Source organism: Vibrio sp. RM-41-2B, assembly GCF_024744415.1.
Classification (GTDB): domain Bacteria; phylum Pseudomonadota; class Gammaproteobacteria; order Enterobacterales; family Vibrionaceae; genus Vibrio; species Vibrio diabolicus.
The window spans coordinates 289,218-299,902 of record NZ_JAMQWD010000015.1 but is presented as its reverse complement, the minus strand read 5'-3'; the positions used below and the strand labels follow the sequence as shown (position 1 = coordinate 299,902).

Here is a 10,685-nt window from a genome sequence, read left to right as displayed (position 1 = left end):
ATAACATGGCTCAACTTAGCATGCGCCCATGTGGGGATTTTCGAACCACATACAAAAGTGATACGCCAATTTTTGAAACCAAAACCATTAGAAGCCTAGCGATTGCAGGTGTGATCGCCATGTTGGCTGCGCCTTTGGTATTGGATATATATTTTCTTAACCTGTTTATTCAGATTGCGTATCTCGGTATCGCGGCGCTGGGTTTAAACATTCTGGTTGGTTTTACAGGACAAATCTCCCTCGGCCATGGTGCGTTTTTTGGCTTTGGTGCCTTTGCATCGGCTTGGCTGAATAACCAGTTCAACATTCCAGTCGTGTTTGCGATTCCGCTTGCGGGTTACTTAACCATGATTGTCGGGATGCTGTTTGGTCTGCCAGCTGCGCGAATTAAAGGCTTATATCTCGCGATTGCGACTTTGGCTGCGCAGTTTATTTTAGAGGACTTCTTTGCTCGCGCAGACTGGTTCAGTGGCGGCTCATATGGTGCTGGTGCAAACCCTATCAATCTGTTTGGCTTTGAGTTTACGACCGATGAAAGCTTCTTTTACATTGCTCTGTTTGCGTTGATCTTTATGTACATGTGGGCATCGAACTTGATCCGTTCTCGTGATGGTCGCGCGTTTGTCTCGGTACGAGATCACTACCTGTCGGCAGAAATCATGGGCATCAACCTAACTAAGTATCGTCTGCTCTCATTCGGTGTGTGTGCGTTTTATGCAGGCATCGGGGGCGCACTATACGGACATTACTTAGGATTCGTTTCAGCAGAAGGCTTCACCATCATGATGTCAATCCAGTTCCTGGCAATGATCATCATTGGCGGCTTGGGTTCAGTCAAAGGCACACTGATGGGTACGATATTTATCGTATTGCTGCCTGAAGTTTTAGAGTTTGGCGTGACGGGGTTGGCTGAGTTTAGCAATAACACTTCGTTCATTGATGGCCTGGCTTACTTCAAAGAAATGGCGATTGGTTTAGTCATCATGCTGTTCCTCATTTTCGAACCTCAAGGGTTGTCGCATCGCTGGCAACAGATTCGAGCATATTGGAAACACTATCCGTTCTCATATTAACGTGGAATTAAGTGGAATATACCTCAATAACAAGGACAACGAGTTATGAACAAAGGACATTTAGCGACAACGTTGGTGCTATCTTCGGCACTGTTTACTACCGCCACTTGGGCAAAAGACTCTGTATTTGTCGGGCAATTAGTCGACTTTTCTGGACCAACAGCCTATGTGAGCAAGCCCTATGGTTCTGGCGTACGAGACGCATTGCGTTGGATTAACCAAAACGGTGGCATTAACGGTACCGAGCTCGAATTTGAAACAGTAGACATGGCGTATAAAGTGCCAGTAGCGATTTCCAACTACAAACGTTGGGTGGCGCGTAAAGACATGGTTGCGCTACAAGGTTGGGGCACGGCAGATACCGAAGCACTCATCTCGTTTGTGACCAAAGACAAAGTGCCAGTGTTCTCTGCCTCTTATTCAGGTCACTTAACGGACCCAACCGGCAAGAACCCAAAAACCGCGAAACCAGCGCCTTATAACTTCTTCTATGGTGCGTCGTACTCAGATGCGTGTCGTGCACTAGTGAAGTGGGCGAAAGAAGATTGGGAATCAAAGGGCAACCAAGGTGCGCCGAAATTTACCCATATTGGCGATAACCACCCATTCCCGAATGCGCCAAAAGAAGCGTGTGCAGAATATGCTGAAGAGCTTGGTTTTGAGGTGCAAAACCCAGTCGTTGTGTCACTAAAACCAGGGGACTTCAAAGCACAATGTCTGTCACTCAAAGAGTCTGGCACCAACTACGGTTACATTGCCAATATCGGTAGCTCGGTAATCTCACTCGTGAAGTCTTGTAATACGGTTGGTACAGAGTTCCAGTACATGGCGAACATTTGGGGCGGTGACAAACCAGTACTTGAAGCGGCGGGCGATGGCCTTAAAGATTACGTTTTTCCTGGCATGACGGCGTTTTGGGGAGACGATAACGAAGGCATGAAACTGGTTCGTGAGATTTCTAAGCAGTCTGAATCAGAGCCTGGCGAGTTTAGAACTCACCACTACATTCGCGGCATTTGTTCTGCGTTCTACATGAAAGAAGCGATGGAGTGGGCGAAAGACAACGGTGGCATCACGGGTGAAAACATCAAGAAGGGCATGTATGTCCATGACAACTGGGTCCCTCAAGGCTTAGAAGGTGTTTGTGTACCTGCGAACTGGAAGCCGGAAGATCACCGTGGCACAACAACCGTGAACGTGTTTATGGGTAACAACAACGGCGGCGCAGTCGATATTAAGAAAGTGTCTCAAGTGACATTGTCACGTCGTGACGATTGGCTAGGTTACTAATCTACGACTTATTAATAACAAAGCTTACTGAAAATAAGGATGGGTGAGAGAACACTCTTACCCTAACAAGGAGTAGCTTGATGGCTGAATTAGCAACGAATATCGAACCGGCAGAAATACTGCTTTCAGTGAACAACATTGAAGTCGTCTACGACGAAGTAATACTAGTACTTCGCGGTGTGAGCTTAGAAGTTCCAAAAGGGCAGATTGTGACCTTACTGGGCGCCAACGGTGCGGGTAAATCCACGACGTTAAAAGCCATTTCTGGTTTGTTGAAAACCGAAGATGGTGAAGTGACGCGCGGCGAAATCAACTTCATGGGCGAGCGCATAGACAACAAAAGCCCGGAAGAGATCGTCCGTTCGGGCATCTTTCAAGTTATGGAAGGGCGCCGAATTGTTGAAGACATGACGGTGATAGAAAATCTTCGCTTAGGCGCTTACACGCGCATAGACAACGAAGTCGAGCAAGACATCGAAATGGTGTTTGATTATTTCCCTCGCCTTAAAGAGCGCACCGGTCTAGCCGGTTATTTGTCAGGTGGTGAGCAGCAAATGCTAGCGATTGGTCGTGCACTGATGGCTCGTCCAAAAATGATCTTGTTGGATGAACCTTCGATGGGGCTTTCGCCGCTGTTGGTGAAGGAGGTGTTCAGCATTATTAACAAGATTAATAAAGATCAAGGCATTACCATGCTTTTGGTTGAGCAGAATGCCAACTTCGCTCTTCAAGCGGCCGATTACGGTTACATCATGGAATCCGGCAAAATCGTACTGGATGGCAGCAAGCACGAACTGCTAAACAATGAAGACGTAAAAGAATTCTACCTTGGCGGTGGCGATGAAGATCGCAAGAGCTTTAAGAATCTGAAATCTTACAAACGTCGTAAGCGTTGGTTGTAAGGAGCGATGATGAACGAACTATTTGATGCGAAAGAGTCTTTGTCTCCGCAGGCACGAGAAGAATCGCTGTTTCAACGTCTGCCGACACTGATTGAAAATGCAAAAGCCAACAGCGAACATTATGCGGAGCATTTTGCTGAGTTAGAACCTACGTTGGCAAATAATCGTGAAGGGCTTACCCAGTTTCCGATTACGCGCAAATTCAATATGCCAAACCAACAGCAATTTAAACCGCCGTTTGGTGGTTTAAATAGTGTTGCGATTGGTCAGATGGCGCGTGTATTCCAATCACCGGGGCCGTTGTATGAGGCACAAACGGATGAGATGGATTTCTGGCGTGTGGGGCGCGCGTTTCACGCGGCTGGATTTAGTGCGGGCGATTTAGTGCATAACACGCTCTCTTACCATTTCTCGCCTGGCGGATTTATTATGGACGGTGGCGCAAGGGCTTGTGGCTGCGCGGTATTTCCGGCTGGTGTCGGGAATACCGAGGCACAAATTGAAGCGATTAAACAGCTTCAGCCAACGGGTTATACGGGCACGCCTTCTTACTTGCTGACGTTGTTACAAAAGTACCAAGAACAATACGGTGAGTCGCCGAGTTTTACCAAAGCGCTGGTCTCTGGTGAAGCGGTCACCGCAGACATGCAACAGATGTTTGAGGACAAAGGCATTGCAGTCTCTCAAGCCTACGCAAGTGCAGAGCTTGGTTTGATTGCTTATCAAGTGTCTGGCGAGCAAGGCTTGGTGATTGCCGAAGATATCATCGTGGAAATCGTTAATCCTGATGGCATTCCTGTACAACCGGGAGAAGTAGGCGAAGTGGTCGTGACATCGCTCGATGAGAAGTTTCCGCTGATTCGCTACGCAACGGGAGATTTATCGGCATACCTAGAAACGGGCTCGGATTCGCCACGCACGAATGCGCGAATTAAAGGCTGGATGGGGCGTGCGGACTCAGCGGTGAAAGTGAAAGGCCTGTTTGTTTATCCGCATCAGATCCAAGAAGTCTGTCGTCGCCACGATATTAAAGGCTCCTTGAAAATTGAGCGCGATGGCTTCAACGATACCATTACGTTCTGTTGTCATGATGTGCATGTATCAGTAGAGGACATTCAAGCAACACTCCAGTCTGTCACTAAACTGAAAGGCAATGTCCAGTTTGTACCGAACCAAGCGGAGCAGCCGTTAATCAATGACCTGCGCAGTTAACCCATCATTGTAAAACGCATTTATAAAAAGCTAACAACGTAAAAATCAAAGGCTAGGAGAGGGGATACCACATTGTGCTGCGTATCCCTTTCTTTTTGTGCCAGTACAATCAGGAGGGCGATAAATGAAGCAGGCACCGACCATCAATCAACAGTTTTGGGATAATTTGTTTACCCAAGGCACTATGCCATGGGATGCCAAAACCACACCTCAAGAGCTAAAAGCTTACCTAGAAAAAGCGCTTCATAGCGGTCAGTCTGTATTTATCCCTGGCTGTGGCGCTGCTTATGAACTCAGCTCTTTTATTCAATATGGGCATGACGTGATCGCGATGGATTACAGTGAACAAGCGGTGAAAATGGCGCAATCGACATTAGGTAAGCACAAAGATAAAGTCGTGTTGGGGGATGTATTTAACACCGACTTTACGCACTCATTTGATGTGATTTACGAGCGTGCCTTTCTTGCTGCACTACCGAGAGACCAGTGGCCAGAGTACTTTGCTATGGTGGATAAATTGCTGCCAAGAGGCGGTTTGTTAATTGGTTATTTCGTTATAGATGATGATTACCACTCTCGCTTCCCTCCATTTTGTTTGCGAAGTGGGGAGTTGGAGGGTTATCTAGAACCGGCGTTTAAGCTTGTGGAATCCTCAGTGGTGGCAAACAGTGTTGAGGTTTTTAAAGGTAGAGAGCGCTGGATGGTGTGGCAGAAAAGTTGCCGTATTTAAACGCTATGGCATCAAATAATGAATACCAAATCAGCATCACATAATGCATATTTTAAAGACAATTATTCTTGTGGTAACGATAAGTGTTGTGAATTGGCGAAGTTGTGAGAAATGTAGATCATGTCCTTTGAAAACATAAGGATATATAATATGGACAAATCATTTTCTCTCATCGATAAGCCTACCTTCTTAGGCTCACTCTTTCTTTTACTCAGCGTCGTTATACCTTTAATTTTATTTCCCACACAAGGTGCGGATTGGATAGCTTCGGCCAAATTTTTCATGACCGATAAGCTTGGTGTTTTATACCTCGCACTGGGTATCGCAGCAATGTGTTTTATGATTTACACGGTGTTCAGCGATCTTGGCCAAATCAAACTTGGTGAAGCCGACGAGCAACCAGAATTTGGTAACGCCTCATGGGCTGCAATGCTATTTTGTGGAGGTATTGGCGCAAGTATTCTGTATTGGGGGTGTATCGAGTGGGCATACTACTATCAATCACCACCATTTCAGTTGGAAGCAGGCAGTGAAGAAGCCATTCGCTGGGCCGCGACTTATGGTCTGTTTCACTGGGGACCGATCGCTTGGTCAATTTACCTTATTCCTGCTCTACCTATCGCTTACTTCTTTTATGTACGCAAACAACCAGTTTTGAAAATTTCTAGTGCGTTAATGCCTGTATTAGGAGAAAAGCGTGCAAACGGTGGTATTGGCAAGTTTATTGATGTGTTGTTTATTTTTGGTATGTTGGGTGGCGCGGCGACTACGCTTGGCTTAGCAGCGCCTCTTATCAACGGTGGTCTACATCATATCTTCGGTCTTCCAAACAATACCTTCAGCCAAGTGGCTGTATTACTTCTCTGTACTGCTATTTTTGGTTACTCCGCGTATGCAGGGCTTGAGAAGGGGATCAAATTCCTTAGTAACATTAACTTCTGGGGTGCGATGGGCTTGTTACTCTTTGTACTTGCCGTTGGGCCAACCGTGTTCATGTTAGAAACGGGCTTAGATTCTCTTGGTCGTATGTTGTCTAACTTCTTTGTTATGGCTACCTGGGCGGAGCCGTTTGGTGGTTATGGTGAGTTTACAGATACACACTTCCCGCAAGACTGGACTATTTTCTACTGGGCATGGTGGTTGGTCTTTGCTCCTTGTATGGGATTGTTTGTTGCGCGTATCTCGCGTGGAAGAACGATCAAACAGATGGTCGTAGGTTCTATATTTTACGGTTCTTTAGGTTGTTTCTTATTCTTCATTGTTTTAGGTAACTATGGTTTATCGTTGCAATTGACGGGTGAGCTTGATGTCATCGCAATCCTCAACGAATCAGGCGCACCAGCGGCTATTTTTGCAACGTTAGACACATTACCGTTAGGGCCAATCGTTATTGGTGTTTTTACACTATTGTGTATCATTTTTACGGCGACGTCGTTTGACTCTATCTCGTACATTCTTGCGTCTGTGGTTCAAAATGATGTGACGGAAGAACCGATGCGCTGGAACCGTTTGTTCTGGGCGTTTACTTTGTCTTTTCTGCCAACCGTCCTAATGTTCATGGGAGGTTTATCGACATTACAAACCGCTGCGATCGTGGGAGGTTTACCATTGCTAGTTATCTCGGTGATGTTGATGGTGTCCTTTGTTCGCGCGGCGAGCCTAGATATTAAACATCAAGCAGAATACGAAGAGCCAACCATTAACATTGAAGAACTGCCGGAAATTGACCCTTGGTCAACAGAGGGAATGGCTTTGGCGAAATTTGAGCGCTTTAAAGACTTAGCTCAACAGGCGGCTGAAGAAGAGCGCGAAGCAATGGCAGCCCTGATGAGCATGCGTAAGAGAATTCGCGCATTTGTCTTAGAACACAGCTGTGAATCTGGGTTTTCCGACCATCATTTACCAGAAGAGATGCAAACAGAGCTACAGCAACTAACCGAAGCGCTTGAGTTGGCTCAACAGAAGAAGCAAGAACTGTCTGAACAAGCCCAAGAATCTCGAATGGAGTTTAATCATGTGTTATTAGGCGGCGCGTCGGCAGGTTTAGCAGCGTCGCAGGCTTAAGAACAGACACACAAGAGCCGAGTACAAACTCGGCTCTTTTTTTGGCGTGGATACCTTACAGTTAAAAATTCTGCTCAGTCAGTGTTAATGCTTATACTATTTTAGGTTGACCATCTGATGCGGTGGCACCGCCGTCTACAGGTAGGTTTACGCCATTAATGAAAGATGCGTCATCACTTGCCAAGAAAGTCACGACGGACGCAATTTCTTCAGGTTCGGCGGCTCGGCCGAGCGCAATGCGCTCATTGAATTTATCGCGGATTTCCTGCGGCCAGCCGTTCGTCATGTTGGTTTTTACTAAGCTTGGGCATACGGCGTTAATTCTTACACCCTCCGCACCATGGTCCAATGCCATCGCTCTAGTCAGGTTGACCACAGCGCCTTTACTCGCGCAATAGAATGCGGCACCCCAGTCACCACCCAAACCAGAAACGGACGCGGTATTCACCATACAACCTTTCGTTTTTAAGAGTTCAGGTAACGCAAACTTCGCGCAATAAACGACGCCGTCAATGTTTACACCAGAGATCTTCTTCCAGTCTTCCACACTACCTTCAATCACTGAACCAGGGACATGTACGCCAGCATTGTTTACTAAAATATCCAGTTTACCGAAACGGGTAACAACATCAGAAATCAGTGCTGCGACTTTGTCTGGATCAGAAACGTCAATGGAATGCGCAGACACGCGCTGTTTATCAAAGCCCTCAACGGCGTTTGCCAACTGCTCTTCATTCCAATCGGCAAGAGCGACGTTTGCGCCTTCTTCATACAAACGTTTTGCGATGGCCAAACCAATACCATTGGCAGAACCAGTGACGAGTGCGACTTTATTTTTTAATCCTCTCATGCGATTTCTCCTTCGAAACTTACAAAAACGGGATCTTGATTTTTCTCTGTGCGCGGCAACATCAGTTTGTCGCTGTAATCTACGGGGATAGCCACCACTGCTGGTCCTTCAACGTCCATGGCTTTATTCAATGTCGGTAGCAATTCGTGTTGACTAGTCACTGCGAAGCCTTTCGCGCCAAATGCCTCGGCGTACGCCTTGAAATCAATTGGTCCAAACTCCACACCAGAGCAGCGCTGATATTTGTTGATCTCTTGCATTTCTACCATGTTGTAGGCGTTATCAACCCACACAATATGGACGATATTGCAGTTCAGTCTAACCGCGGTTTCTAACTCCATGCTCGATTGCATAAAACCGCCGTCTCCCGATATCGATACCACTTTACTACCAGGTTTTAGTAGGCTGGCACCAATGGCCCATGGCAGTGCAACGCCCATCGTTTGTTGGCCGTTAGACACCAGCATTTGGCGAGCTCGAAAACAACTTAAGTAACGAGCGATCCAGATGTGGAAGCTCCCCATATCAAGACATAGCGTGGTATCTGGTGTGATGATAGATTGCATGGCTTTAATCAGTGCCAGTGGATGAAACCCTTGCTTGTTATAGACATTGGGATAGGTCTTGATCACTTGCCGTTGCAGTGCTACCTCTTCCAGTACTGAAAGTGCCGTTGGGGAAAGGCGAGCATATTCAGAGATATAGCTGCCCATTTTGTCTAATGACTGCGCAATGTTTCCGACGATTTCAACACAAGGCTGATAATTAAGTTGGTATTCTGCCGGTTCAATATCGAGATGAATCACTGGGTTGCGGTGGCTGTTCCAAAGCTCAGGGTCATACTCTATTGGGCTAAAGCCGATGGTGAGAATTAAATCGGCGTCCCGCAGTAAAACATCGCCAGGTTGGTTATTAAATAAACCGACACGCCCAGCAAAGTGGTGATAGTAATTGATGTCTACCGTGCCGGCGGCTTGGTAAGTGCCGACAACGGGTAGCTGCGTATTTTGAAGAAATCGGGCGATAGCAGCAGCGTTTTGGCTGCGGCTCGCGTGAAGGCCAAGTAAAACCACACAACGCTTTGCTTTACTGATTCGACTGACCGCTTCTTCGATTGCTGCGATGTCTGCGCAACCAGGCTGTGTGTAAGGCGAGGGGACAATAATGTCCGTTTGGGTTTGCTCGGATAAAACATCTTGAGGGAGACTCAAAAAGCAAGCCCCCGGACGACCTGACTCTGCGATACGAAATGCGTTCGCCATGATCTCGCTTGCGGCGTCCACATGCTGCACTTCAGCACTGAACTTGGTTATAGAGCGAAAAATACTGACGGTATCCATGCTCTGGTGTGTTTGTTTTTGCTGGTCAGTTCGTTTCACAGCACCACCGATAGCAATCAGCGGATCGCCTTCGGAGTTTGCTGTTGCCACCCCTGTAACTAGGTTTCCACAGCCTGGACCTGACGTAACCATTGTGACGCCTGCTTTGCCGGTTAGTCTTCCCATAACGCCCGCCATAAACGCGCCGTTAGCCTCGTGACGTACCGGAATCATTTGGATGTTAGTGTCTTCAATCGCATCGAACAGTCGATCGATTTTTGCACCGGGAATACCGAAAATGTACTTAATGCCGAGAGACTCTAGCTGTTGAGCGATCAACTGAGCTCCATTTTTATTTGAAGGTTTGGATTGCATTTGTTGTCCTTATTATTTGCCTGACTTTGTTACTTTTCCGCCTTTTCTATAGCGGTATTTATATCTTCCGGAGCCAAATTGGCACTGAGGAAGTCTGTCGATACTGGGGTATCAATCACTAGTCGTGAGACTTTGCCAATCTGGAGGAACCCTGACGAAATGCTGTAATCCTGTATATGACCACCTCCTTGGCGGTCATCGGTAATAAAGTGTTCGTGATAGCCGGGCACATTGATGCCAGTCGTGTATTTAGGGCTGCGAAAGCCGGCGACCACGCCTTGCTTATGCGTGAAGCGGAATGTTGGTTGTTCTTTGACCACTTCAAGCATTGGCCGATAAGGGCGTGTTTGTTTAGGTACGGTACGAGTGCGAACTGAATCGAAAACGCCATCAATGCGCACTGCGCAAAATACGTTATCGCTTGGAACCATGTCGTCTATGAGGCTATGGACTTCATGACGTGACATGCGCGATGTCAGTGGCAGCTCGATATCAGGCTTAAAAAAAGTCATGACAGCAAAGGGCGTTTTTTGCGCTAGGTCTGCCGGGTTTGCGGAGCCATCCGACTTGAGTTGAAAAACTTCCTTATCAAAAGCAATCAACTCACCATCCAATTCATTGAACGTACCTAAACCAAAATCCCCATGTTTCAGTAGTTCTTCTATGGTTGTTGAGCCTTCGTAAACACCAGCGATCAAAGCACTCATTAACGAAGTCTGATAAATCTCACTATCTCCGGTAACGTGATGGTATTCAGAAAATTCTTTCGCTACTTCAAGCGAACAAGCACATAGAGGGTTATAAAATCCACGCATGAGTAAGACCAGTTATGCAATGAAGAGTATATTTAGATTGACTTCTACACGGTGC

At 46.8% G+C, this 10,685-nt stretch carries 9 protein-coding genes; 6 read left to right on the top strand and 3 right to left on the bottom strand.

The annotated features are described in order from the left end of the window. Positions 1–5: 5 nt before the first annotated feature. The 6 genes from NB463_RS11530 to NB463_RS11505 all read left to right on the top strand — a co-directional run bounded on the left by NB463_RS11530 (position 6) and on the right by NB463_RS11505 (position 7,271). On the top strand, positions 6–1,073 hold the full coding sequence (locus tag NB463_RS11530) for a branched-chain amino acid ABC transporter permease (protein ID WP_104973556.1): 1,068 nt from the start codon (positions 6–8) through the stop codon (positions 1,071–1,073). A gap of 45 nt (positions 1,074–1,118) precedes the next feature. Further along, entirely contained in the window at positions 1,119–2,363 is a 1,245-nt protein-coding gene (locus NB463_RS11525) for an ABC transporter substrate-binding protein (protein ID WP_006741059.1), read from the top strand. A gap of 80 nt (positions 2,364–2,443) precedes the next feature. Continuing rightward, positions 2,444–3,265, top strand: a complete 822-nt coding sequence (locus tag NB463_RS11520; protein ID WP_258431494.1) for an ABC transporter ATP-binding protein — start codon at positions 2,444–2,446, stop codon at positions 3,263–3,265. 9 nt (positions 3,266–3,274) lie between these two features. Then, the gene (locus tag NB463_RS11515) at positions 3,275–4,477 is read left to right on the top strand and encodes a phenylacetate--CoA ligase family protein (RefSeq protein ID WP_258515993.1); all 1,203 of its coding nucleotides are present in this window, start codon (positions 3,275–3,277) and stop codon (positions 4,475–4,477) included. 124 nt (positions 4,478–4,601) lie between these two features. Then, positions 4,602–5,207 (top strand): TPMT family class I SAM-dependent methyltransferase, encoded by a 606-nt coding sequence (locus tag NB463_RS11510; protein WP_258431492.1) that lies wholly within the window; start codon positions 4,602–4,604, stop codon positions 5,205–5,207. Positions 5,208–5,357: 150 nt separating this feature from the next. Continuing rightward, positions 5,358–7,271: a BCCT family transporter gene (locus tag NB463_RS11505; protein WP_258431491.1), complete on the top strand. Its 1,914-nt coding sequence runs from the start codon at positions 5,358–5,360 to the stop codon at positions 7,269–7,271. Positions 7,272–7,362: 91 nt separating this feature from the next. On the opposite strand, the gene NB463_RS11500 is transcribed toward NB463_RS11505, so the two are convergent. Genes NB463_RS11500 through budA form a run of 3 tightly spaced genes read right to left on the bottom strand, consistent with a single transcriptional unit; the run spans position 7,363 to position 10,630 of the window. Continuing rightward, positions 7,363–8,121: an SDR family NAD(P)-dependent oxidoreductase gene (locus NB463_RS11500; RefSeq protein WP_005392589.1), complete on the bottom strand. Its 759-nt coding sequence runs from the start codon at positions 8,119–8,121 to the stop codon at positions 7,363–7,365. Continuing rightward, the gene (alsS, locus tag NB463_RS11495) at positions 8,118–9,815 is read right to left on the bottom strand and encodes an acetolactate synthase AlsS (RefSeq protein WP_258515992.1); all 1,698 of its coding nucleotides are present in this window, start codon (positions 9,813–9,815) and stop codon (positions 8,118–8,120) included. The genes NB463_RS11500 and alsS overlap by 4 nt, the downstream gene beginning before the upstream one ends. A gap of 29 nt (positions 9,816–9,844) precedes the next feature. Next, positions 9,845–10,630 carry an acetolactate decarboxylase gene (gene budA / locus NB463_RS11490; RefSeq protein WP_258431489.1) on the bottom strand — a complete coding sequence of 262 codons (786 nt, stop codon included), beginning with the start codon at positions 10,628–10,630 and terminating at the stop codon, positions 9,845–9,847. Positions 10,631–10,685 lie beyond the last annotated feature (55 nt).

What these genes read in the sequence shown, in the direction of transcription:
- NB463_RS11530 (WP_104973556.1), top strand. Translation starts at nt 6, where the DNA reads ATGGCTCAACTTAGCATGCGCCCATGTGGGGATTTTCGAACCACATAC.
- NB463_RS11525 (WP_006741059.1), top strand. Translation starts at nt 1,119, where the DNA reads ATGAACAAAGGACATTTAGCGACAACGTTGGTGCTATCTTCGGCACTG.
- NB463_RS11520 (WP_258431494.1), top strand. Translation starts at nt 2,444, where the DNA reads ATGGCTGAATTAGCAACGAATATCGAACCGGCAGAAATACTGCTTTCA.
- NB463_RS11515 (WP_258515993.1), top strand. Translation starts at nt 3,275, where the DNA reads ATGAACGAACTATTTGATGCGAAAGAGTCTTTGTCTCCGCAGGCACGA.
- NB463_RS11510 (WP_258431492.1), top strand. Translation starts at nt 4,602, where the DNA reads ATGAAGCAGGCACCGACCATCAATCAACAGTTTTGGGATAATTTGTTT.
- NB463_RS11505 (WP_258431491.1), top strand. Translation starts at nt 5,358, where the DNA reads ATGGACAAATCATTTTCTCTCATCGATAAGCCTACCTTCTTAGGCTCA.
- NB463_RS11500 (WP_005392589.1), bottom strand. Translation starts at nt 8,121, where the DNA reads ATGAGAGGATTAAAAAATAAAGTCGCACTCGTCACTGGTTCTGCCAAT.
- alsS (WP_258515992.1), bottom strand. Translation starts at nt 9,815, where the DNA reads ATGCAATCCAAACCTTCAAATAAAAATGGAGCTCAGTTGATCGCTCAA.
- budA (WP_258431489.1), bottom strand. Translation starts at nt 10,630, where the DNA reads ATGCGTGGATTTTATAACCCTCTATGTGCTTGTTCGCTTGAAGTAGCG.